The organism is Chryseobacterium sp. WG23 (genome assembly GCF_024586575.1).
GTDB lineage: Bacteria > Bacteroidota > Bacteroidia > Flavobacteriales > Weeksellaceae > Chryseobacterium.
In genome coordinates, this window is record NZ_JALCZE010000008.1 from 156,965 (window position 1) to 181,796 (window position 24,832).

Genomic DNA, 24,832 nt, shown 5'->3' on the forward strand with positions numbered 1-24,832 from the left:
GATTAATTCCATATTCCTTTTTTTCCTTTATTAAAAAAGCTCTGAAACCTATATGATTCCGGAGCTTTTTTACTTATTTCTTGTATTGAGATTCATAAATACTGACCCAGTCTTCAGGCGTCATTTTCTTACTCAGCTCAGCAATTAATTCAAAAGGGATATCTTCCACTTTTTTGAAACGGACACAGGATTTTCCCATATCCAGTTTTCTCCTGGAGTATTTTGGATATTCGGCCACAAACCATTCTAAAAGTTCCGGCCTGGAATACAGCCCCATATGGTATAATGCTATAAAATTTTTCTGAGAAGCCAGATTAATGAAAGGCAAAGGTGTATTGGCAGCACAATGATATCCGGCAGGATATGTTTTCAAGGGGACAACCCAGCCTATCATTCCATAATTGGTGGCATCCTCAAACCCCTCCGGTAAGTTGGTATTAATGATATCAACAAGTTTCCTGAAAGCCTCCTGTCTGTCTTCAGGAATCTTTGAAATATAATCTTCGATCGACTTAGATAAAATTTGCATTTTCAGTTCGTTTTTAAAGGGGTCAAATTAATAAAAAAAATTTCATCACAGGATAAAAAAATGGCAGTACATCACTATACTGCCATACAATTATTTACATAAAAAAAACTTATTTTTTAACAACTTTTACAGTAGATTGAGTACCATCTTTAAAATAAAGGGTAACAAAATACAATCCGGAGTTCAGCATACTTAGATTAAGCTCTTTTACAGGGCCATCAATCGTATTCACTATTCTTCCTGACAGATCTCCCACTGTGGCAGACTTCACTTCTCTTGTATCTGATATATAGAGGATATCTTTAAAAGGATTCGGATGAACTTCAGCTTTCCTTGTTGTTTTATTTACTTCCGAAGTACTCAGCTGAGCACTTTCAACAGTAAAATCATCTATATAAAAATTATAATCAAGACCTTCATTTGCCGTTCCGGAAGTTCCATAAAATGCAAATAGCGTACTGGCATTGGTATTGGCCGTTAAATTATAAGTATATTCATTCGATGTATTGGAAGGTCCATTAGCCGTGTTCCAGGTTTGTAATATCGTCCACGTAGTTCCTCCGTCCTCGGAAATCATGAAATGAACAAGGTCATCAGCACCCATCAAAGAGGTAGCCGTTCCGGAATAAGTGGTAACACCATAGTTAAATTTCACTCTATATCCCCCTGCTGAAAGATCGAACGGTACTGTTTTAAGCCATCCTGTTCTATTGGCAGAATATAAATTCATATGTACGGACGGTCCGTTAGCTGATGCATTTAAGAAATTACGCTGATCCCAATAGACCGTAGTTCCGGTAGATCCTGTGGAAGGGCTTCCTCCGGAGATATTATTAGCCCAACATGTCCCCGGAACGCTGCTGAAATTATTGGTATATGGAGGTACTAAGGCACCACATAACGTAGTAAATGATTTAGAGAATGACCATGCACTTTCACCCGTTGCAGTACTGCAATTTGTTCTTACCCAATAATAATAGGTTGTACTTGGAGCTAAACTTCCCAATGTATAAGAGGTTCCTGTTACATCCGAATAACTTGGAACTGTAGCGCTGGTAGGAGTTGTAGAACTTGTACTGTAATAAATATCATGGCTTACGGCTTGTGTACCGGCAGGAACCGTCCATGAAATATCTGCAGAATTTGAGGTAACCGTTCCTGTAGCAGATAATGTAGGAGCTACACAATCAGTATAAGCATCAGCCGAGAAGGCAAAAATATTGGCTACACCTCCACTATTGGTTTTGGTTATCGTAACACTCTGAATGGGTTTTGCCTGGTTGGCAGCATCAATATTCAGAATAGTCTGATATAATCTCGGATTAATAGAATTAGCATCCAATACATCTGTAGTTCTAAGAATCCTTCCGATCCCCTGAATGGCATAATTAGCTCCTCCGTACCAGTCGGTGATCGTTTGCCCGGTAAAAACCTGAGTCGTGTTGTCTGTAAAATTAACGGTGACATTTACTGTGGAGCTACCACTTCCACTGGTAGAAAGCATATATAACTTAAAAGCGGCTACAGGATTCGTAAATACCAGGGTTCCTGTATTTGTTCCTGTGGTATTACTGTTAATTCTTAAAGAATTATTTCCTGAATAATCTCCAAGCTGATAGCTTAAACCCGGCGTTGCAGCTACCGCTGAATTGATAATCCCATTGACAGGAAGACCGTAAGTAAGCGGTGTACTACTCGCAGCGAGCTGAAAGTCCCTGGAAACAAAATTGTAGGAAACTCCATCCACATCCATTGTTGTAGAAGTCATAGAAGATCCTATCCCATTGGCGATAACATCAGCTGTATATCCCGACTGAACGGGCATGGTTTGAAAATTTTGAGCCATCATTGATGATGTAAAAAGCAGAGCTGTAATACTTAAAGCTCCAAAAAATAATGTTCTTTTCATATTGATTAATATTTATCCAGTAAATTTATAAAAAAAATAACATTAAAAGTATTTTATCATCATTTTCAAAAAGAAAACGCATTATAATTAAATAAAAATAATATTTATTGAAATAAAAAAAAAAATTCAACACAGGATAAAAAAATGGCAGTACATCACTATACTGCCATACAATTCTTTACATAAAAACTTATTTCTTAATAGCCTTTACGGTAGATTGTGTACCATCTTTAAAATAAAGGGTTACAAAATACAGCCCGGATTTCAGCATACTTAAATTAAGCTCTTTTACAGGACCTTCAATGGTATTTACTATTCTTCCCGCCGTATCTCCGATCGTTACGGATTTTACATTCCTGGTATCTGATATGTACAAGATATCGTTAAAAGGATTGGGATGAACAGCTGTTTTCTTTACAATCCCTTTCATTTCAGAGGTGCTCAGCTGCATATTTTTATTGGCAGAAAATGCAAAAATGTTTGGAATGCCTGAGCCTCCACTTTTTGTAACAGTAACACTTTGCACAGGTTTAGATTGGTTTGCTACATTAATATTTAATGCAGACTGATACAATCTAGGATCACTGGTACTTTCCTCCAAATTATCATTATTTCTGTTAATCCTTCCAATTCCCTGAATGGCATAACCAGAACCTCCATACCAATCAGAAAGACTAATATTAGAAAATACCTGAGTCGTATTATCTGTAAAGGTTACTGTTGCATTTATGGTAGATCCTCCACTGCCACTGGTAGAAAGCATGTACAAATTAAGAGCTGCCGTTGGTGTGGTAAATACAAGCGTTCCGCTATCTCCGTTATTGGCCAGCCTTAATGAGTTATCAGAGCTTAAATCTGCCAGCTGATAACTAAGACCGGGTGTTCCGGCAACAACCGAATTGATAATACCGTCAGAAGGAATACCATAAGTAATTGGTGTACTGGAAGATGTTAATAGGAAATCATTTGCTACAAAAGCATAGGATACCCCGTCCACATCCATGGTAGTGGAACCCATAGAGGACCCGGTTCCATTAGCAATTACGTCAGCTGTGTATCCGGATTGAACAGACAATGGCTGAAAATTTTGAGGAATTATAATAGATGCAGAAAATGCAAAAATGTTTGGAATGCCTGAGCCTCCACTTTTTTCAACTGTAACACTTTGTATAAGTTTAGATTGATTAATGGCATCAATATTTAATGCAGACTGATACAATCTAGGACCATTAAAACTTGCTTCTAAATTATCATTATTTCTATTAATCCTTCCAATTCCCTGAATGGCATAATTAGAACCTCCATACCAATCAGAAAGACTAATATCAGAAAATACCTGGGTCGTATTATCTGTAAAGGTTACTGTTGCATTTACGGTAGATGCTCCACTACCACTTGTAGAAAGCATATACAACTTAAGAGCTGCCGTTGGTGTAGTAAATACAAGCGTTCCGGTATCTCCGTTATTGGTTAGCCTTAATGAATTATCAGAGCTTAAGTCTCCCAGCTGATAACTAAGACCAGACGTTCCGGAAACAGCTGAATTGATAATACCGTCAGAAGGAATCCCATAAGTAAGCGGTGTACTGGAAGAGGTTAATTGAAAGTCTCTTGCTACAAGAGCATAGTCTGCTCCATCCACATCCATAGTAGTGGAACCCATAGAAGGTCCAGCTCCATTAGCAATTACATCAGCCGTGTACCCAGACTGAATAGGCATAGTCTGAAAATTTTGAGCAATCATAGTTGACGCTGAAAAAAGAGCAAAAACAGACATTGTTTTTAAAAATAATTTTGTTTTCATATTTATTAATATTTATCCAATAAAATTACAAAAAAAACAACTTTAATTGTAATTACATGTTATTTCAATAAAAAAAACTATTACAATTAAAAAACATAACAATAAAAACAAAATACCTCTAAATAATTCTATAAAACGAGAGATATCAAAAAACTATAAATCAATCTATTCTTCAAATACAATTTATTTATAGATTTTATTATTGGGAAATTAAATCTTATTTTTGCCATACAAATTTTTTAAACAATGCCGAATATTTCAAACAGAGCACTGCACATGCCGCCATCGCCGGTAAGAAAACTAGTTCCTTTCGCATTACAAGCAAAACAAAAAGGGATAAAAGTATACCACCTTAATATCGGGCAGCCTGATATTGAAACTCCGGAAACAGCTTTAAATGCTTTAAAAAATATTGATTTAAAAGTATTGGAATATGCCCTTTCTGAAGGTAATATAGAATACAGAAAAGCCCTTACTGAATATTATCATTCATTAGGTTTTGCTGATTTGACACCGGACAACTTCATTGTTACCAACGGAGGATCTGAAGCCCTTAATTTTGCCATTTCTACATTATGTGATGATGGTGATGAGGTTATTATTCCTGAGCCTTATTATGCAAACTACAATGGTTTTACCAGTACATTTAATGTCAATGTAGTAGCAGTTCCTTCTACTATTGATACAGGTTTTGCCCTGCCTCCAATAGAAGAGTTTGAGAAAAAAATCACAGAAAAAACAAGAGCTATTGTCATCTGTAATCCTGGTAACCCAACGGGATACCTGTATACCCGTGAAGAGTTGCAAAAACTTGCAGAAATTGCTTTAAAATATGATATCGTAATCATCTCTGACGAGGTGTACAGAGAATATGTATATGATGGGAAGCAGCAAATTTCAATGCTTGATTTCCCTGAATTGAGCGAAAACTGCATCATTATAGACTCGGAATCCAAACGTTATTCTATGTGTGGCGTAAGAATAGGATGTATGCTTACCCGTTCTTCAAAAATCCGTAATGCAGCAATGCTTTTTGCCCAGGCAAGATTAAGCCCTGTTCTTTTGGGACAGATTGCAGCAACTGCCGCACACCAGAACGATGGCGCTTACATTAGAGCTGTAAGAGAAGAATACACCCACAGAAGAAATGTATTGGTAGACCTGTTAAATGCTATCCCAGGGGTAATCTGTCCTAAACCGAGAGGGGCATTCTACTGTGTTGCCGAGCTTCCGGTAGATGATACAGAAAAATTTGCACAATGGTTACTGGAAAAATATTCACTGAATAAGGAAACCATTATGGTAGCTCCTGCCGGTGGATTCTACAGCAATCCGGAATTAGGTAAAAAACAGGTAAGAATTGCCTACGTTCTTAAAGAAGAAGATTTGAGAAAAAGTGCTGAAATCCTTAAAGAAGCTTTAAAAAAGTACAGAGAAGAATTTAGCCTATAAATTATAATATGATGCCGACAACAAAAAATATATATCTGAAAATACTGTTTTCGATCTTTTTGCTGTCGGCATTTTTTTCCTGTGACAAAAAGGAATCGGTACAAACAGTCCCTAAGAACCCCTATGAAATCACGTCTATCAGCATTTCCAATATTGGGGGAAGTCTCGGCTACTACAGGATTATAAAAGTCACCAAAGATTCCATCACTGCGGAAAAAGGAACAACTTCCACTCAAAATCACAAGAAATGGCATTCTGCTATCAATGCCGATACCTGGAAACAGCTTACCTCATCCATTCATATGGTGGATCTTGATCATATAAAAAGTTCTCCAAGCCAACAATCTGTAGACGGTATAGATGAAACTTTTCAAATCCGTACTCCTAAAAAGTCACATATTTATGTAAACGCTTATGTTGATACTGTACATTACAATCAATTTCAACAGCTTAAAGAACAAATAGACCACATTCTGCCAAAAGAATACAAATAAAACATGCAAGAAAATTTTTCCTTACAACCTTACAACACATTTGGAGTTGACGCCAATGCTAAATACTTTACTGAAGTCAGCAATATCGAGGAATTAAAAGAAGCGCTCAGCTATTCAAAATCTCAGTCTCTTCCCCTTCTTTTTTTGGGCGGCGGAAGTAATATTTTATTGACTAAGGATTTTGACGGCCTTGCTGTTAAGCTTAATTTAAAAGGAATATCCGAAGAAAACTTTAGTGATCGTGAAATACTTGTCACAGCCAAAGCTGGTGAAAACTGGCATGAGTTTGTGATGTATTGCTTACAGAAAAATTATGGCGGACTGGAAAACCTGTCTTTAATCCCCGGAAATGTAGGCACTTCTCCCATGCAGAATATCGGGGCTTACGGAACTGAAATTAAAGATGTTTTTGTCAGCTGTAAAGTATTGGATCTGGAAGACCTTGAAGTGAAGACATTCAACCTTGAACAATGCAGATTCGGATATAGGGATTCTTTTTTTAAACAGGAAGGAAAAGGCAGATATGTCATTATGGAAGTTACTTTTAAGCTGACTCAAAAAGAACATCATGTAAAAACAGAATACGGCGCTATTCAATCTGAACTGAAACATCTGGGTATTGAAAACCCTAGTATTCAGGATGTATCTAAAGCAGTGATCAATATCAGACAAAGCAAGCTGCCGGATCCTAAAGAAATCGGGAATGCCGGAAGTTTTTTCAAAAATCCTACAATTCCTTTGGTTCAGTTTGAAGATTTACAACAGAAATTTGAGAATATTCAGGGATATGCTAACGGAAATAGGGTAAAGGTTCCTGCCGGATGGCTGATTGAACAATGTGGGTGGAAAGGAAAACAGATCGGAAATGTAGCCTCACACAAGCTGCAATCATTAGTGATCATCAATGCAACCGGAAAGGCAAGCGGCAAGGAAATTTTTGATTTCTCTACTGAAATTATAAACTCCGTGAAAGAGAAATTTGGAATAGAGCTTGAACGCGAAGTGAACATCATATAATAAATACAAGGGCTGCTTCAATAGTGAAACAGCCTTTAATTTTACAGTTTTGTCAGTACACAATTTTGTATTACTGGTAATCGCAAAAACAATGGCAATTATCCTATAATAGTTCATACCCATTTTCCATAAAATCATTATTTTAGCTGAAAATAAAGGCACAATATGAAAATAGCGATTCTGGGAGCCGGAAATATGGGGCTATCTTTTTCAAAATCTTTTTTGAAGTACGAACTGATCAAACCTGAACACCTTCATCTGATCATCCGAAATCCATCTAAAGTAGCTAAAATAGCTGAGGACTTTCCCAAGTCTGTAATTTCAACTTTCAGCGAGGTTAAAGAACTGGATGCAGATTTGGTCATTATCGCTGTGAAACCTCAGGATTTCCAGCTTGTTGCTCAAAATATTCAGTTTACATTAAAAGAAAACCAGATGGTTTTATCCATCATGGCTGGAATCAATATTGATAAAATCCAAAAATCACTTAATCATCCACTTGTGGTAAGGGCAATGCCTAACTCTCCTACTCTTTTAGGTATGGGAATTACCGGTTATACTGCTGCAGACGGAATTTCTTTCAGTCAGTTAATCAATATTGAAAGACTGCTCAACAGCACCGGGCGCTCTGTCTATCTGGAAAATGAAGATCTTTTGGATGGTGTTACCGCATTATCAGGCAGCGGACCTGCTTACTTCTACTATATCATTGACGCCATGATTAAAGCAGGAATTGAGATGGGAATTGAAGAAAACCTGTCCAAGCTTTTTGTAAAACAAACAATGCTGGGTGCTTACCATCTGATCAACAATTCTGAAAAAAGCCTTGAAGAGCTGATTAAAGATGTGGCATCCAAAGGCGGAACTACGGAAGCTGCCTTAAAGACATTTGAAGAGAACAGCTTTAAAGATATTTTAAAACAGGGAATTCTGAATGCTGAAAAGCGTGCTAAAGAACTCAACAATTAAACTTTTTTTCTAAAAATACTCTGATCTGCCAGCCCAAATACACCCCGAAAGTATTCAGGAGGATATCGTCTACCTCAAATATCCCCATTCTTGTAAAGTATTGGAGTGCTTCTACAATTACAATAGCTGAAATGAAAGTGATACACAATGTTTTCATATCTTTAAGCCCTGGAAAAATCCAGCCCAGAAAACCAAAAGGAACAAACATAACAATATTCCCTAATACAATAATCACAATATCTCTCCACTCATCTGTAGTCTGAATAAATTTGATTGTAGAAAAAATAGGTTCTACAGTAATCAGATTATCTTCATACTGATATCTGCCCATCCCCAAAAACATCAGGTAAAGCAAAAATAAGGTATAGGGAATAATTACAATTTTGTATACTTTCTTTAACATCAGGTGCTAAGATATTCATTTCAAAAACATTAAATTTGTATATTAAAATAAATTAATGAAATACGTTTTACTTACACTTATTTCAGCAATGCTGCTGTCGGTTTCATGGCCTACTTATGGAGTTCCTTTTTTTATATTTTTTGCCCTTGTTCCTCTACTGATGATGGAACATGGAATTTCAAAATTCTCCAGCTATACAAGAAAAAGCTGGATGGTTTTCGGACTTTCCTATCTGTGTTTTATCATTTGGAACATCGTCACTACAGGATGGCTTTATGGCTCTAAAAATCCGGATGGAAGCCATTCCATGATGGCAGTGGTATTCCCAGTTTTGGTCAATTCACTTTTATATTCTTTAGTTTTCCAATGTTATCATTGGTACAAAAATGCTCAGGGAACTTATTGGGGCTTAGGATTTTTGATCGCCATCTGGATGAGTTTTGAAAAATTTCATCTGGGTTGGGAACTGACATGGCCCTGGCTGAATTTAGGAAATGTATTTTCTGAATATCCTAAGCTTATCCAATGGTATGATACCCTGGGAGCTACGGGAGGAAGTTTTTGGATCTTACTGATCAACGTTTTAATTTTCTATACCCTGAGAACCTGGGAAGCCGGAAGAAAGAGAAAAGATCTGATTAAAAACTCTTCCATTGTAGTAGCGTTAATTGCCGTTCCCATGATTATTTCATTAATCAGGTACAACAGCTTTAATGAGAAACCATCGGGACAGGTAAACGTACTGATGCTTCAGCCCGATCTTGATCCATACATGGAAAAATACTCAAAAGACAGCCTTACCATTGAAAATGACTTGCTAACGCTGGCTGAAAATAATGCAAAAGGAAAAATTGATTATTTCATGGCTCCGGAAACAGCCATTCCGGGTAGAGGTTCAATTTCTGAAACCGGCTTTGAAAAGAGTTTACTTTTAAACAATATCAAAGAGTTTTTAGCAAAACATCCCGGATCTGTTTTTGCTACAGGAATTTCTTCTCACCGTTTTTATTTTGATCCGCAAAATATCCCTCAAGAAGCTTACCAGATCAATTCAGGAGTTTGGGTAACGAGTTACAATACAGCCATTCAGTTAGCTCCCAATCAGAAAACACAGGTTTATCACAAAGGAAAACTTGTTCCGGGAGTTGAAATCTTTCCATATATGAGTGTTCTTAAACCTCTATTAGGAGATGCCATGCTCAATCTGGGAGGCACAGTGGCTTCTTTAAGCACAGATAAAGAAAGGCTAGCTTTTTCGAACCCTTACAATAAAGGTAAAATAGCGCCTATCATCTGCTATGAAAGCATTTATGGCGAGTTTGTTACCGATTATGTAAAAAAAGGAGCCAATTTCTTAGGCATCATGACTAATGATTCCTGGTGGGGAGTTTCTGAAGGACACAAACAGCTTCTATCTTACGCCAGATTACGGGCTATTGAAACAAGGAGAGAAATTGCCCGTGCTGCCAATAGTGGAATTTCCGCACATATCGATGCCAAAGGAGAAGTGGTAGCTGATACTTTTTATGGTGATCAGACTACTTTATTTGCCAAAGTAAATCTTTATGATACGATGACTTTCTATACCAGAGCCGGAGATCTTCTTTCAAGGTTTTCAATATTTGCTTTAGGATTTTTATTGTTTTATTTTCTGATTGAATGGTTCAAAAGAAAAACAAAGAAAGCTTAGTTTTTATAGAATGATTGAATGTATTAGAGCATAGGAAAAATGAAGGAAAAAATATTCAGATATAGATATTTTATAATTTTTCTATTGTATTTTATAGTAGTATCCTATCTAAGCAAAAATGCCACACTCGTATTTGAGTGGAAAGTCATCATGCAAAATTTTGCGGATTACCATGACTATTATTATCTAGGTAAACCTTCTGCCTATATGCCTCCCTTATATCCTTATTATTTACTTTTGATACAAAGTATTTTTAAGATTCCGCAATGGATAATGATATCCTGTATTTTACAATCTGTTATTTTATTTTTTTCAGTCTTATCGCTTGTTCAAAGTTTTAAAGAAAATGATAAGAATAAAAATAATTACTTTATTGCTTTTGTATGCATAATTTTCTTTCCGCCTATTCTTATTGGCATTACAAAAATCAGTTCATTTGCACTTACAATCTCTATATTCAATGTTTTTTTTGCTTTACTATTGAAATTATCAAAAAAAATCACCCACAAAAATTTAGTACTGATTTCAATTGTATCCATACTGGGATTATATATCCGGTATGAATTTTTATTCTTAATGATTCTCTCAGCATTTGTGCTCATATTGTATAAAAGAATAAAGTATTACAGCCTCCTGCTTCTATTGGCATTCATATTCATCGCCTACCTCCCCTGGTGTATAAGAAATTATGAAAAAATAGGAACTTTTCATTACTCAACTTCTTTAAGTTATAATTTTGCAAAAGGAAATCATGAAAAATATGATATATTTTCAAGTGACAATTTCCCCTATGATCCGTCAAAAAAAATAATATTAACGGATGAGTATCTCCGAACTCATTACGAAAACGAAAAACAAATAGATACCTATCTCAATCAACTCAACAAGAATTTTATTTCAACACATCCTAAATTGTTTATTGAAAATAGTTTAAAGAAAATCGGAATTAATTTTTTAAACTATTATCCGGGGAACTATAACTTCTCAGGTAATACAGTGCCCTATTTATACAGTATTAGCTTATTAGTTTTTAATCTGCTGTTAATTTATATATTATTTCAAAAGTCAAGATCAGGATTTACATTTCAAGCAGCATTTCTTGGGATATTATTTATATTTTATCTGTTATTTTATTCTATAGCCCCTTTACCAAGATATTTCTTACTCTATTTCCCTCTATTCTTTCTCTTTGTATTTCAATATTTCAGCTGTAAAATACAATCAGTGCTGTTGAAAGCAAATAATGGAAATTATTTCTAATAGTTACCCATTTTAATAACAAAGCAAAGTATCATCTTCAACACAAGCATCCACTTAATTTGTATGATATGCAAAGTCATATCTTCTCGTTGATGTTACAGATCATTCAGAAATTTTAAATAAAAAAAGAGAAAAGCCAGCTGGACGTCTGGCTTTTCTCATTGATAGAAGATAGAATGATTCAATTACTTAATCGTAAGTTTCTTGGTGGTTATTTCGTTTTTTATCTTCAGTTTTAATACATAAATTCCTTTTGGTAAGTGAGAGACAGTAATAGATTGGTCACTGTTCAAAATAACATTCAGTTTTTTACCGTCCATTGAAAACATTTCAGCTTCCGAAACTTTTCCCCCTCTGATATATACTTTCTCAGAAGCAGGATTCGGATATACGACAAGCTGCTGGCTGGTCATGATATCACGGGTTCCCAATGTGCTGTTTTCTGCAGAAGAATTAGAATAGGTTTTTGACGCATCTATTGCTTTTACGCTCCAGTATACATTCTGAACAGAAGGATCCAGCTCCAGAAACCATGATGGGGTTGTCACTATATATTTAGCAATATCTATCGCTCCGGAAGTTGATCCTACACTGATTTCATATCGTAAAGCACTGGCAGGTGTTTTATCATCTGTGGCACCACTCCACGCAAAATCAAACCTGTTTCCGTTTCTTGTCAGATTCAGATTGGTGGGAGGTGTAGGCTTGGCATTGGCTTCTGTAGATGTATTTTTAAAAATCTTCGTCAGGGAAGGCATATCAGGATTTGACCAATCAAATCCGCTCAATAAAACGTCCAGATGGTGATCATTATCAAAATCAAATAATTGAACAACTCCCGGACCTCCCAGGTTATATATTCCCGTAGTAGTTCCTTCAGTAAAGTTTTGAGTGTTTGGGTTATACAGATAGGTTTTTACAGCTGCATCATTATCATTTCCGGAAATAATAAAATCATAATACCCGTCATTGTTTACATCTCCAATGCTTATAGAGGCATCAGAAATATCCGGCAGATTAAGCTGATGAGTGATCAGCGTACCTGTTCCATCATTCATTAAGACCGCAAAATATCCGTTATCATTATCATCCTTTCCTGCCACAAGAATATCCTGGAAACCATCCGCATTAAAGTCTGCAAAATCTATCTTTCCGCTTGTCAGAGGTTCAAAATCCTGAACAAATGTCAACACTCCGGCCTGATTCATGTACACCCTGGAGATAGGTGCTCCATTGATATCCGATCCAATGATTACGAGATCTAAAAGCTGATCATTATTAAGATCAACGATTTTAAAACTACCGTTCTGAGTTCCATCTACCCAGTTTTCAGTCATGTCAAAACCAGCTCCTGTATTACGGTAAAAATCCAGGCTGTTTCTAAAACCTCCCCCATGGGAGTATTGGGTTCCATTAAGTGCATAATCCTGTTTTCCGTCATGATTAAAATCACAAACCTCTATAGATCCGTAAATTTTTCCGGAAAGGTTTTCTTCTTTTACAAAACCTGTTCCTGTATTTCTGAATCTGTATTGTTTATAATTAACCACATCCATATAGCTCAGCCCTGTAGAGACAATATCCAGCAGTCCGTCATTGTTAAAATCAATAAACTTTATATCTCCTAAATGCGTAGGTCCTACTCCAAGCCCGGCATAAGAAGATAATCCGGAACCATTATTCTTGTAAACTTCATTATAAGTCATATCCGCTGTTCCATCTCCATCTGAATCTATAGCTCCATTGAATACAATATCCATAGTCCCGTTATGATCAATATCAGCGATATCCGCCGCAGAATAATAAAAGTTGTTCATCCCTGTTTGTATTTCGGCGAAATTCTGAGCGGCTAAACAAATCGGCACCATAGATAACAGAATATAAATTCTCTTCATATTATTTTTATTTAGATTAATTAAAAACAAAGATAAAGTATTAAATTATTTTCCATGAAGAAAGTCTGCATGAAATATATCAGGCCTGCTCTACAACCCTATTCCGGCAATTCGGCTATTTTAAAATCAATATTATTAATCAGTAAGTTATTTCAAATATTTTCTAAAAGATTTGTCTATCTAAAAAATTCTTCGTTATTTTGCACTCTCAAATATTATACAAATAAGAACATCGAGATATGTCAAGAATTTGCCAAATAACAGGAAAGCGTGCAATGGTTGGTAACAACGTTTCTCACGCTAATAACAAAACGAAGCGTCGTTTTGAAATTAACTTATTGGAGAAGAAGTTTTACCTTCCGGAGCAAGATAAGCACGTAACACTGAAAGTATCAGCTCATGGATTGAGAGTGATTAACAAGATTGGAATCGAAGAAGCTATTGAAAGAGCTACTAGAAACGGATTGATTAAAAAGAATTAATACATCATGGCAAAAAAAGGAAACAGAGTTCAAGTAATCCTTGAATGTACAGAGCACAAAGAAAGCGGTATGCCAGGAATGTCTAGATACATTTCTACAAAAAATAAAAAGAACACTACAGAAAGATTGGAATTGAAAAAATACAATCCTGTTCTTAAGAGATCTACCCTTCATAAAGAAATCAAGTAATTTATAAATATAATTTACAATGGCAAAGAAAGTAGTAGCAACCCTACAAAGCGGTCAGTCTAAAAAAATGACTAAAGTGGTGAAAATGACTAAGTCTTCTAAATCAGGAGCTTACGTTTTCGAAGAAAAAGTAATGAATGCAGACGAAGTTGATGGTTATTTGAAAAAATAATCGGGACTTTATTTACAATATAAAAAACTACTCATATTTTGGGTAGTTTTTTTGTTATCTTTGTTCACCAGATTATTAATCAATAAAATATGAAAAAGATTCTTGTTCTGTTTTGCACAGCCATCTTTCTATTTTCATTCAGTCAGAAAACTATGAATATCTTAGAATATAAAAATTCTCCAAAAGTTTTCAACATAAAAGGATTGTCACAAGCAGTAAGTATTGATTGTGGAACTTCTAAAATGGTTTTATTGTCTGGGCAGGTTCCCCTTGATACGGATGGAAACCTGATAGGGAACAATGTAGAGGAGCAAACACAGCAGATATTCAAAAATATAGATTACGGTTCTGAAAGAATATGGAGGAACAGCGAAAGACATTATAAAATTAGGAATATTTATCACAGATATGTCTAAAACACCGGATTTCAGAAAAGTCCGGGATGCCTATGTCAACCTTCAAAACCCTCCGGTAAGCAGTCTTGTAGAAGTGAGCAGCCTGTTCAGAAATGATGTGTTTATAGAAGTAGAAGCCACAGCAGTTATTAAAAAATAAATAAGAATAAACTAAAACTATGAGTTGGTTTAAAAATATTTTCAAAAAGGAAGAAAAAGAAACCTTAGATAAAGGATTGGAAAAGTCCAGCCAGGGATTCTTTGAAAAAATGACGAAAGCCGTAGTCGGTAAAAGTAAAGTAGATGATGAAGTACTGGATAATCTTGAAGAGATACTGATTGCATCTGACGTAGGTGCTTCTACTACGATTAAGATTATAGGAAGAATTGAAGAACGTGTTGCCAGAGACAAATATGTTAGTGTAAACGAATTGGATAAAATTCTCCGTGATGAAATTTCAGGACTGCTTCTTGAAAATCCTCATGCCGGAACCGGAAATATTGATGCTTCCAAAAAGCCATATGTTATTATGGTAGTAGGAGTAAACGGTGTAGGGAAAACAACAACTATCGGAAAGCTTGCCCACCAATTCAAATCAGAAGGTAAAAAAGTAGTTTTAGGGGCCGCAGATACCTTTAGAGCAGCAGCTGTTGATCAGCTTACCATCTGGAGCGAAAGAGTGGGTGTTCCTATCATAAAACAAGGAATGGGCTCCGACCCGGCTTCTGTAGCATTTGATACCGTACAAAGCGCTGTAGCACAAAATGCAGACATTGCTATTATAGATACTGCCGGAAGACTTCACAATAAAATAAATCTGATGAATGAACTTTCCAAGATCAAAAGAGTAATGCAAAAGGTTATTCCTGATGCTCCTCATGAGATCCTGTTGGTTCTTGACGGCTCTACAGGGCAGAATGCATTTGAACAGGCGAAGCAGTTTACAGCCGCTACCGAAGTAAATGCATTAGCGGTCACCAAATTAGACGGAACAGCTAAAGGAGGTGTTGTTATCGGCATCTCAGATCAGTTCCAGATTCCTGTAAAATATATAGGCGTAGGTGAAAAAATGCAGGATTTACAGCTTTTTAATGGTACGGAATTTGTAGACTCATTCTTCAAGAAAAGATGATTTATATCATGTTTTCCCTTATATTAGTAAACAAATTATTAAAAAAAATATTAACATTTAAAAATTTACAACTATGGGAATAATAACATGGATTTTATTCGGTCTTATTGCAGGAGCTATCGCTAAAATGATCATGCCCGGTACTCAGGGTGGAGGATGGCTAATCACTATTATCCTGGGAATTCTGGGAGCCTTTTTAGGAGGAGCTATAGGAGTTTATATTTTACATTGGGGAGATATTGCCTCATTTTGGAATCCAAGAAGCTGGATCTTATCTATTGGAGGAGCTTTAATCATTCTCTGGATTTATGGAATGGCTACAAAGAAAAGCTAATATTCAGCCAATACTTATTATAAAATAAAATCCCGGAACTGAAATCAGATCCGGGATTTTGTTTACAATATAATTTAGTTAGTCGATTCTAATCTGGTAAGGCATTGTCATCTTTACATCAGCCTGAAGTTTTTTATCCGTAATCTGCTGTAAGATTTCATAGTTGGCTTTTCCTATCTTATTTTTGATCAATTTCGCAGAAACATCGTCTTCATTCAGATCATTAAATATCTGTTCAAAAGGAGACATTCTTTTAGGAAATGAATCTACATGGTAAGACTTTAATCCTGCTTTCTGTGCCGCAAACTTTATGGCATCACTAAGTGTTCCCAAATCATCTACCAAACCAATCTGCTTAGCACGTACTCCACTCCATACTCTGCCACCGCCAACACTGTCTATCTGTTCAAAAGTCTGTTTTCTGTTTTGCGTTACAAAATGCACAAATCTCTTGTAAGTGCCTTCCACTCCCCTTGTCATCATATTCACTCCATAAGGCGTCACTCCGTTCAGCCCGGAATAATACATAGAGTTAGCATTAGTTGCAACAACGTCTGCACGAATTCCGTTTTTATTCGCAATATCTTTAAAATAAGGAATCACTCCAAAAACTCCAATTGAACCGGTAAGTGTATTAGGCTCAGAATAAATTTTATCCGCAGCCATCGCTACATAATATCCTCCGGAAGCAGCATAGTCTCCAAAAGAAACAATAAGCGGCTTTTTCTTTTTTAGCTGCTGAAGTTCAAATAAAATCTCATCCGAGGCATTCGCACTACCTCCTGGAGAATTGATTCTTAAAACAACCGCTTTCACTTTTTCATCATCCTGAAGTTTTTTGATGTATTTTACATATTTTTCAGCATAAATATCATTGTATCCGTCACCATTGTTAATAGACCCGGAAGCATATAATACCGCTACTTTTTCTCCTGATTTATCATCATCTGAATAAGAGCTTATATAATTAGCCAATGAGACCTTATTTAATTTTTCTTTGTCTTTCAGGCTTAGCTTAGACTTGATCATATCATCATATTCTGTCTTTTGAACAAGTTTATCTGCAAGCTTGTATTGTAATCCCAATTCAGGAATCATTCCGTATAAACTGTCAACAACCATTTTAAACTGAGCAGTATCAATTTTTCTTGAAACAGCCATTTTACCGGATGTATTTTTCCAAAGATCATTCAAAAGTGTACTTAGCTGCTCTTTGTTCTCCGGAGAAATATCATTCCTTAAAAAAGGTTCTACTGCTGATTTAAATTTACCATGACGTATAACTTCGATTCCTATCCCGTATTTATCTGCAAAATCTTTAAAGAAAGTAACTTCTGTGGACAATCCTTTCAGTTCAATACCACCGGCAGGATTCAGATAATACTGATCAGCTACTGATCCCAAATAATAAGAAGATTGTGAAACTCCATTTCCGTAAGCATACACAAACTTTCCACTTTTTTTGAAATCCTCAATAGCATTTCTGATATCATCAATCTGGGTAAGCCCGGCATTTAAGTCATCCACTTCAATACTGATCCCTTTAATATTATCATCCGTTTTCGCTTTATTGATTGCTTCCAACGCATCATACAGAAGAACACTCTTGTTCTGGTTGCTAATTCCGAACAATCCACCTTCCTCTTCAGTAGGGCTGTCTATGATATGTGTTTTTAAATTAATCGTAAGGACCGAGTTCTTTTTTACCGTCACAGACTTATCATTCCCCATAGAACTAAACACAAGCATCATAATGAAAAAGATGAAAAATAAAGCGCAAAGTATCACAATTGCAACTATATTTGCCAAAACATTTTTAAAGAAACTTCTCATAAATCAATCAATTTTCCAATATGTCGCAGCAAAAGGTGGTTTTGTTACTAGGAAGTAACCTTGGAGATCAAAAAAAAAATGTAGAGCTTGCCTTACAGAAAATTAGCGATGGTGGAAACAACATTTCACAAATTAGCGAATTTTTAATGTCCGAGCCCGTAGAATTTGTCAGTTCCAATATTTTTTGTAATATTGCAGCAGTAATATTCACTCATCTTTCGCCAATTCAACTGCTTGATTTTATTAAAGATATTGAAGTTGAAATGGGAAGAGTTAATGATTCAAAAGTATCTGGAGGCTATGCAGACAGAATAATAGATATTGATATCATTACCTATAATGAATTAAATTTTATATCAGAAAGATTAGAAATCCCTCATAAAAAACATCTTTTTGAAAGGGAATTTTCCAGAATATTATTAAAAGATTTTATTTAAAACATAAAACATACTGTATGAAATTAGGTTTATTATTATTGGCTACACTGCCAATTGCAGCTTATGCGCAAGACAACAGTACTACAGTTAATTCTTCAACTGAGTACCCTAATACTTTTTCTTCAGGTTCCGCTAATGTACAGCCATTCGACAACAAAGCCAGACGATTCAATGACTGGTCAATTTCTGTGGGAGGAGGTGCAGCATTTATGGTCCACTCGGATCTTACATCAATCAATAAAGACAAAACGAATTGGGGTTACAATGCTTACGTAAGCGTGGATAAGCAAATTTCACATACTTTCGCTTTAAGCGTAATGTATATGAGAGGAGAAACTAAGCAAACAGGTCAGCTTCCAGGTGCAGCAGGCCAGCTAGCAGGTGTAGGTACTGCTACAACCCAGTTTGATCAAATATCTTTATTAGGGGATATCAACTTCTCAAATTTATTAAGAAGAACTGACAATCATTCTCCTTACAGATGGGCATTCCATGGATATGCGGGAATTGGGGTTCAAGCATTCAGAACTTCACTGCATGACAATGATGAATTCAGATGGAGCAATAGTCCAAAAAGAGTTCCTCTATTTATCAAACAGGACATTGACATTAACTCTATCTTCTATCAGGGAGGTTTCGGAGTTAAATACAAGGTTTCAAAACTTATTGATGTTGAAGCAAGAACGATGTACCTCATAAGTGGTGATGATGAATTTGACGGTGGCGGATGGGCTGATGCCAATGATTATGATCCAGCGTCAAAAAATTCAAAATACAACATGCTTAATGCAAAAAGATCCGATAATGCATGGACAGTCAGCTTAGGAATGTCTTTCAAACTAGGAAAACACACTTCCCACTTAGCATGGCATGATCCACTTCAGGAAGGATATTACAGACTCAACGTTTTAGAAAATGCTACAAATGATCTTGTGGTATGTGAAAAAGGAGATGCTGATAATGACGGAGTATGCGACGATTGGGACAGACAACTTGATACTCCTGCAGGTGCAAGAGTAGATGGTGCCGGTGTTGCTCTGGATATGGACCTTGACGGAGTTATAGATTTATATGATAAATGCGTAACGGTTCCGGGACCTGTAGAAAACAACGGATGCCCAACCAAATAAGTTGACGAGCGTTTTATCAAAAAAATATCAAATAATAATACACGATGAAATTTAATTTAGCAATTGCTGCATTGGCACTGGCAATCCCTAGTGCTATATATGCGCAAGACAGCATTGCAGTTTCTAATGGAGAATATCCCAATACATTCTCTTCAGGATCTGCCAATGTTTCCCCATTTACCAACAAGTCTAAGAGATTTAATGACTGGTCGATTTCAGTAGGTGCAGGTGTTCCTCTCCTTCAATCATCAGATTTGACGTCTATTAAGAATGGAAATGGTAAAAACCTTTTCGGATACTCTGCTTATGTAAGTATCGATAAAGCCATTACCCATGCTTTTGGCCTGAAGCTACAATATGACAGAGGAGAAACAAGACAGGGTTGGTTCAATACTAAAGATGCCGCTCCCGATGCTGCGGCTGTAGGGGCAAGAACTCAGTACGATGCCATCTCTATCTTAGGAGATATCAACTTTTCTAACCTTTTAAGAAGAGTAGATAACCATTCTACTTACAGATGGGCTCTTCATGGATATGCAGGGGTAGGTACCATTGCTTACAGAGCATATCAGAAAAACAGCAAAGGACAGAGCCTAATGACTGAAGTAAAACCTTTTAAACTAGGTTCTATGTTTATGCAGGCCGGTACAGGTCTGAAGTTCAAAGTGAACAACAGAATCGACCTTGAAGGTAGATTGATGTATGTGATTACCGGTGATGATGAATTTGACGGTGGCGGTGATGCATACAGTGCTATCAACAAGCGTTCTGAGCAGGTTTCAGATAATTTCTTCAATGCTACTTTAGGACTTTCCATAAAGCTAGGAAAACACGAATCTCACTTAATGTGGCATGACCCACTTCAGGAAATCTATTACAAACTTGACGTTCTGGCTAACAAAAACCAGGATATTGAAGTATGTAAAAAAGGTGATGCTGATAACGACGGTGTATGTGATGACTGGGACAGACAGCTTGATACTCCTGCCGGAGCGAGAGTGGATGGTGCCGGTGTTGCTCTTGACACAGATCTAGATGGCGTTATTGACCTTTACGATAAGTGTGTAACGGTTCCGGGACCTGTGGAAAACAACGGCTGCCCTGTAAAGAAGGATAATAATCAGACAGCAGTAGAAGTAGAGAAAACACTTAAAGATATCTACTTTAACTTCAATAAAGCTACGATAAGACCTGAGTCTAACAGTAAATTAGATCTTGCAGCTTCAATTATCAAAGAAAACGGAGGTAATTATTTACTGACCGGTCACACAGATAGCAAAGGAAATGCAGCTTATAATCTTAGATTATCTAAAGAAAGAGCGGCTGCAGTAGTAGGTGCTCTTGAAAACAGAGGTATCAGCCAAAATGTACTGAAATCAAGAGGAGTAGGTTCTGCAGAAGCTACAATTCCTGCATCAGCTTCTGATGCCGAAAGATTAGCAGACAGAAAAGTTACTGTAAAATTTATAGAAGCTTCTGAATGGAATTCTATCCAAAAGAAAGACTATGAAGATGCTCCGGTAAAAAAATCAGTAAAAAAAGTTACTGGTAAGAAAAAGAAAAAATAATTTTTTATAACAAAAAAAAACCGAAAAGAATTCTTCTTTTCGGTTTTTTTTTCGATTTTGGATTTTTTTACCTATCTTTATATCATTTTCAGGGCTAAAACTCTGTTAATTGCAAATAATAATTAGTTAATTTTTAAGCAATTTAGAAAAAAATTAACATAAAATTAGTTTTTAATAAATAAAATCATTTAAAATAACTTAACTTAAAAAAATAACACTATGAAATTAAGTTTAGCAATTGTTGCTCTGGCATTAGCTATACCAAGCGCCAGCTATGCACAAGACTCAACGGCAGTTTCAACAGGAACGTATCCCAATACATTTTCTTCGGGATCTGCCAACGTTTCCCCATTTACAAACCAATCGAAGAGATTTAATGACTGGTCGATTTCAGTAGGTGCGGGTGTTCCTCTTCTTCAATCATCAGATTTGACGTCCATTAAGAATGGAAATGGTAAAAACCTTTTCGGATACTCTGCTTATGTAAGTATCGATAAGGCCATTACTCATGCTTTTGGTCTGAAGCTACAATATGACAGAGGAGAAACAAGACAGGGTTGGTTCAATACTAAAGATGCTGCTCCCGATGCTGCAGCTGTAGGGGCAAGAACTCAGTATGATGCCATCTCTATCTTAGGAGATATCAACTTCTCTAACCTTTTAAGAAGAGTAGATAATCATTCTACTTACAGATGGGCTCTTCATGGATATGCAGGGGTAGGTACCATTGCCTACAGAGCATACCAGAAAGACAGCAAAGGACAGAGGTTAATGACTGAAGTAAAACCTTTCAAACTAGGTTCTATGTTTATGCAGGCCGGTACAGGTCTGAAGTTCAAAGTGAACAACAGAATCGACCTTGAAGGTAGATTGATGTATGTGATTACCGGTGATGATGAATTTGACGGTGGCGGTGATGCATACAGTGCTATCAACAAGCGTTCTGAGCAGGTTTCAGATAATTTCTTCAATGCTACTTTAGGACTTTCCATAAAGCTAGGAAAACACGAATCTCACTTAATGTGGCATGACCCACTTCAGGAAATCTATTACAAACTTGACGTTCTGGCTAACAAAAACCAGGATATTGAAGTATGTAAAAAAGGTGATGCTGATAACGACGGTGTATGTGATGACTGGGACAGACAGCTTGATACTCCTGCCGGAGCGAGAGTGGATGGTGCCGGTGTTGCTCTTGACACAGATCTAGATGGCGTTATTGACCTTTACGATAAGTGTGTAACTGTTCCCGGACCTGTGGAAAACAACGGTTGCCCTACCACTACTACCGGACCTGTAGTAGAAACTGAAACTAAACTGGAAGGTATTGAATTTGATTTGAATTCTGACAGAATTTTACCATCAAATACTCCAATCTTAAATAATGCTGTTAACTATATCAATTCTTCAAATGGTTCTTACAGTGTAATTGGTGCTACAGATACAAGAGGTACTGATGCTTATAACCAAAAGTTATCTCAAAGAAGAGCTAATAATGTGAAGAATTACCTGATTAAAAACGGTGTTCAAAATGGTAAACTTAATGCAGTAGGAAAAGGTGAAAAAGACCTTAAATACCCTGAATGTGAGCCAGCTACAAAATGCCCTGAATGGAAAAACAGAGCGAACAGAAGAGTATACTTCGAAGCTAAATAATAAACTTATTAAGTATTATATGAAAGTCACGCATTGCGTGGCTTTTTTTGTTATATTACTTTCCTTATTTTTACCCTATGATTTCTCCGCAAGATTTTCAAAAGCTAAAGTATGATACTCTTAAGTATTTCTGGGGTTATAGCAACTTCAGAGATTCTCAGGAAGAAATTATCAATTCTGTTATTAACGAAAAAGATACACTGGTCTTACTACCCACAGGGGCCGGAAAGTCTTTATGCTATCAGCTGCCGGCATTGCTAAAAGAAGGAACATGCCTCGTCATTTCCCCACTGTTGGCATTAATGAAAGACCAGGTAAATCAGCTTAAATTCCGAAATATAGAAGCAGAATACCTGTCTTCAGAATTGGATGAATATGATGCGGAAGCTATTTATGGCCGATGTAAGGAAGGGCTGACAAAACTGTTGTATGTATCTCCGGAAAGGCTTACCAATACTCAGTTTTTACAGAATATTCAGGATATTCAGCTCTCGTTCATTGCTGTGGATGAAGCCCACTGTATTTCAGAATGGGGACAGGATTTCCGCCCCAGTTATCAGAATATAAAAGACTTCAGAAAAAACAATCCTGAAATTCCCTGTCTTGCCCTAACAGCTACAGCAACTCCAAAGGTGCTTGAAGAAATTAAAAACAAACTAGAACTTAGAAAGCCCTCCGTATTTCAAAAAAGTTTCAAAAGAGACAATATCAAAATTTTCACTGAAGAGGTTGCTGATAAATTTCAACGTATTTTTGATATCCTGAAATACAATACAGATTCAGGAATCATCTATGTAAGAACAAGAAAAGAAGCAGAACTGTTAGCCGAGTTCCTGAACAAAAATCAGTTGAAAAATGTAGATTATTTTCATGCAGGCTTAACGACAAAAGAGAAAAATACCAAGCAAAATATCTGGAACAGAAGTGATAATCATGTTCTTATTTCTACAAATGCCTTTGGAATGGGGATTGATAAAGATAACGTACGTTTTGTGATTCACTATTCCCCTGCTGCTTCTCTGGAGAACTATTATCAGGAAATAGGAAGATCAGGAAGAGATGGAAAAGACAGTTTTGCTTTTATGCTTTGGAATAAACAGGAGCTGCTGAACTTTGATCAGATCTTAAAAAACCAGATTCCCAATAAAGCTGAATTTTTAAAAATTATCAGTTATCTCTACTCTATTTTTCAGGTTGCCGAATTTGAACAGCCAGAAAAAACCTTTCAGCTGAATACTGTGGGAATACAGAATTTCACAAGACTGTCTAAGGCAAAAATTAATAATGTTCTTAATTTCCTCCACAATCAGGAAATCATTTATTATAATGATCATAAAAGCCTTTCTTCACTGGAACTTTTTATGAAAGCCGATGAAATAGATCAGCTGCCACAGAAAGACGCCTATTTTATTGAACTCCTTTTCCGGACTATATCCGGTCTCACCACTCATAAAGTAATGTTCAGTGAACAGCAGGTAAGCAACAAAATTGAGGTCAGTGTTCCTTTGATCAAAGAACGCCTGAAAGAACTTCAGCAGAAAAACTACCTGGAATATATAGATGGTGCGCTTGCCAGCATCAAGTTTTTAAAACCCCGTGACGAAAGAATCATCAATCATACCTACTGGAAACTTTTTGAGCATATTCAGAGAAATAAAATCCAGAAATGGGAGGAAATGAAATTTTACGTGGAAAATAAAGACTATTGTAAGATGAAGCTTATCCTCTCCTATTTTGGTGAAAAAAATTCAAAAAACTGTGGTCAGTGTTCTGTATGCGAAAAGAATAAGCAATCTATTTTCGGAAAAAATATTTCTCAGCAAATTATCAATCTACTGTCCAAGAGATCAGCAACCATTGAAGAACTTTCGGTACAGCTAAGCTACCATTCTAAAGAAAACATTTTAGAAAACCTGATTTACCTGCTGGATGCCGGAAAAGTAAAAATGCTTAATTTCAGAACATATGCACTGAATCATGAGTGATGAGGCGGATAAGACCGGAGACAAGAGATATGGAGACTTAGAGACTGGAGACCTAGAAGATGGAATAAGATTTTTTTGCCAGGCTGGATAGCGTTT

Annotated in this window: 24 protein-coding genes; 17 read left to right on the plus strand and 7 right to left on the minus strand. The window is 36.3% G+C overall.

The window, feature by feature from the left end:
* Positions 1 to 73: 73 nt before the first annotated feature.
* From MP477_RS13795 to MP477_RS13805, 3 genes are all read right to left on the minus strand, one after another.
* On the minus strand, positions 74 to 529 hold the full coding sequence (locus tag MP477_RS13795) for a DUF1801 domain-containing protein (protein WP_257190866.1): 456 nt from the start codon (positions 527 to 529) through the stop codon (positions 74 to 76).
* Positions 530 to 638: 109 nt separating this feature from the next.
* Positions 639 to 2,438: a T9SS type A sorting domain-containing protein gene (locus tag MP477_RS13800; protein ID WP_257190867.1), complete on the minus strand. Its 1,800-nt coding sequence runs from the start codon at positions 2,436 to 2,438 to the stop codon at positions 639 to 641.
* Between the two features lie 190 nt (positions 2,439 to 2,628).
* Entirely contained in the window at positions 2,629 to 4,242 is a 1,614-nt protein-coding gene (locus tag MP477_RS13805) for a T9SS type A sorting domain-containing protein (protein WP_257190869.1), read from the minus strand.
* Positions 4,243 to 4,488: 246 nt separating this feature from the next.
* Between MP477_RS13805 and MP477_RS13810 the strand changes: the two genes are divergently transcribed.
* The 4 genes from MP477_RS13810 (at position 4,489) to proC (ending at position 8,174) form a co-directional block, all read left to right on the plus strand.
* Complete coding sequence (locus tag MP477_RS13810; protein WP_230040759.1) at positions 4,489 to 5,694, plus strand: pyridoxal phosphate-dependent aminotransferase; 1,206 nt, start codon at positions 4,489 to 4,491, stop codon at positions 5,692 to 5,694.
* A gap of 8 nt (positions 5,695 to 5,702) precedes the next feature.
* Positions 5,703 to 6,188, plus strand: coding sequence for a hypothetical protein (locus MP477_RS13815; RefSeq protein ID WP_257190870.1), 486 nt, complete (start codon positions 5,703 to 5,705; stop codon positions 6,186 to 6,188).
* A gap of 3 nt (positions 6,189 to 6,191) precedes the next feature.
* Positions 6,192 to 7,205: a UDP-N-acetylmuramate dehydrogenase gene (murB, locus tag MP477_RS13820; RefSeq protein WP_257190871.1), complete on the plus strand. Its 1,014-nt coding sequence runs from the start codon at positions 6,192 to 6,194 to the stop codon at positions 7,203 to 7,205.
* A 165-nt stretch (positions 7,206 to 7,370) separates the two neighbouring features.
* Positions 7,371 to 8,174, plus strand: coding sequence for a pyrroline-5-carboxylate reductase (gene proC, locus MP477_RS13825; RefSeq protein ID WP_257190872.1), 804 nt, complete (start codon positions 7,371 to 7,373; stop codon positions 8,172 to 8,174).
* On the opposite strand, the gene MP477_RS13830 is transcribed toward proC, so the two are convergent.
* Complete coding sequence (locus MP477_RS13830; RefSeq protein ID WP_257190873.1) at positions 8,164 to 8,577, minus strand: VanZ family protein; 414 nt, start codon at positions 8,575 to 8,577, stop codon at positions 8,164 to 8,166. The two genes, proC and MP477_RS13830, sit on opposite strands and share 11 nt — an antisense overlap.
* Before the next feature lie 55 nt (positions 8,578 to 8,632).
* On the opposite strand from MP477_RS13830, the gene lnt reads away from it, so the two are divergent.
* Positions 8,633 to 10,267 carry an apolipoprotein N-acyltransferase gene (gene lnt / locus MP477_RS13835; RefSeq protein ID WP_257190874.1) on the plus strand — a complete coding sequence of 545 codons (1,635 nt, stop codon included), beginning with the start codon at positions 8,633 to 8,635 and terminating at the stop codon, positions 10,265 to 10,267.
* A gap of 365 nt (positions 10,268 to 10,632) precedes the next feature.
* Here lnt and MP477_RS13840 read toward each other — a convergent pair whose 3' ends face one another.
* Positions 10,633 to 10,806 carry a hypothetical protein gene (locus MP477_RS13840; RefSeq protein ID WP_257190875.1) on the minus strand — a complete coding sequence of 58 codons (174 nt, stop codon included), beginning with the start codon at positions 10,804 to 10,806 and terminating at the stop codon, positions 10,633 to 10,635.
* A 906-nt stretch (positions 10,807 to 11,712) separates the two neighbouring features.
* Positions 11,713 to 13,422, minus strand: coding sequence for a T9SS type A sorting domain-containing protein (locus tag MP477_RS13845; protein ID WP_257190876.1), 1,710 nt, complete (start codon positions 13,420 to 13,422; stop codon positions 11,713 to 11,715).
* Positions 13,423 to 13,661: 239 nt separating this feature from the next.
* Here MP477_RS13845 and rpmB point away from each other — a divergent pair, with 239 nt between their 5' ends.
* The 7 genes from rpmB (at position 13,662) to MP477_RS13880 (ending at position 16,127) form a co-directional block, all read left to right on the plus strand.
* Entirely contained in the window at positions 13,662 to 13,904 is a 243-nt protein-coding gene (rpmB, locus tag MP477_RS13850) for a 50S ribosomal protein L28 (RefSeq protein ID WP_002976757.1), read from the plus strand.
* Between the two features lie 6 nt (positions 13,905 to 13,910).
* The gene (rpmG, locus tag MP477_RS13855; protein ID WP_027373683.1) at positions 13,911 to 14,093 is read left to right on the plus strand and encodes a 50S ribosomal protein L33; all 183 of its coding nucleotides are present in this window, start codon (positions 13,911 to 13,913) and stop codon (positions 14,091 to 14,093) included.
* Between the two features lie 19 nt (positions 14,094 to 14,112).
* Positions 14,113 to 14,265: a DUF4295 family protein gene (locus MP477_RS13860; RefSeq protein WP_081989060.1), complete on the plus strand. Its 153-nt coding sequence runs from the start codon at positions 14,113 to 14,115 to the stop codon at positions 14,263 to 14,265.
* An 89-nt stretch (positions 14,266 to 14,354) separates the two neighbouring features.
* Complete coding sequence (locus MP477_RS13865) at positions 14,355 to 14,681, plus strand: RidA family protein (protein WP_257190877.1); 327 nt, start codon at positions 14,355 to 14,357, stop codon at positions 14,679 to 14,681.
* A complete protein-coding gene (locus MP477_RS13870) occupies positions 14,665 to 14,820 on the plus strand; it encodes a RidA family protein (protein WP_257190953.1) in 156 nt (51 codons plus the stop codon). The genes MP477_RS13865 and MP477_RS13870 overlap by 17 nt, the downstream gene beginning before the upstream one ends.
* A 19-nt stretch (positions 14,821 to 14,839) precedes the next feature.
* Positions 14,840 to 15,793 (plus strand): signal recognition particle-docking protein FtsY, encoded by a 954-nt coding sequence (gene ftsY, locus MP477_RS13875; protein ID WP_257190878.1) that lies wholly within the window; start codon positions 14,840 to 14,842, stop codon positions 15,791 to 15,793.
* Between the two features lie 73 nt (positions 15,794 to 15,866).
* Positions 15,867 to 16,127, plus strand: coding sequence for a GlsB/YeaQ/YmgE family stress response membrane protein (locus tag MP477_RS13880; RefSeq protein WP_202270897.1), 261 nt, complete (start codon positions 15,867 to 15,869; stop codon positions 16,125 to 16,127).
* 78 nt (positions 16,128 to 16,205) lie between these two features.
* On the opposite strand, the gene sppA is transcribed toward MP477_RS13880, so the two are convergent.
* Positions 16,206 to 17,960 (minus strand): signal peptide peptidase SppA, encoded by a 1,755-nt coding sequence (gene sppA / locus MP477_RS13885; RefSeq protein WP_257190879.1) that lies wholly within the window; start codon positions 17,958 to 17,960, stop codon positions 16,206 to 16,208.
* Positions 17,961 to 17,980: 20 nt separating this feature from the next.
* Here sppA and folK point away from each other — a divergent pair, with 20 nt between their 5' ends.
* The 5 genes from folK to MP477_RS13910 all read left to right on the plus strand — a co-directional run bounded on the left by folK (position 17,981) and on the right by MP477_RS13910 (position 24,736).
* Positions 17,981 to 18,397, plus strand: coding sequence for a 2-amino-4-hydroxy-6-hydroxymethyldihydropteridine diphosphokinase (gene folK, locus MP477_RS13890; RefSeq protein ID WP_230040791.1), 417 nt, complete (start codon positions 17,981 to 17,983; stop codon positions 18,395 to 18,397).
* A 17-nt stretch (positions 18,398 to 18,414) separates the two neighbouring features.
* Positions 18,415 to 19,527, plus strand: a complete 1,113-nt coding sequence (locus MP477_RS13895; RefSeq protein ID WP_257190880.1) for an OmpA family protein — start codon at positions 18,415 to 18,417, stop codon at positions 19,525 to 19,527.
* 44 nt (positions 19,528 to 19,571) lie between these two features.
* Positions 19,572 to 21,095 (plus strand): OmpA family protein, encoded by a 1,524-nt coding sequence (locus MP477_RS13900; protein ID WP_257190881.1) that lies wholly within the window; start codon positions 19,572 to 19,574, stop codon positions 21,093 to 21,095.
* Positions 21,096 to 21,314: 219 nt separating this feature from the next.
* A complete protein-coding gene (locus tag MP477_RS13905) occupies positions 21,315 to 22,751 on the plus strand; it encodes an OmpA family protein (RefSeq protein WP_230040797.1) in 1,437 nt (478 codons plus the stop codon).
* Between the two features lie 77 nt (positions 22,752 to 22,828).
* Positions 22,829 to 24,736, plus strand: a complete 1,908-nt coding sequence (locus MP477_RS13910) for an ATP-dependent DNA helicase RecQ (RefSeq protein ID WP_230040799.1) — start codon at positions 22,829 to 22,831, stop codon at positions 24,734 to 24,736.
* The last annotated feature ends 96 nt before the right edge of the window (positions 24,737 to 24,832 follow it).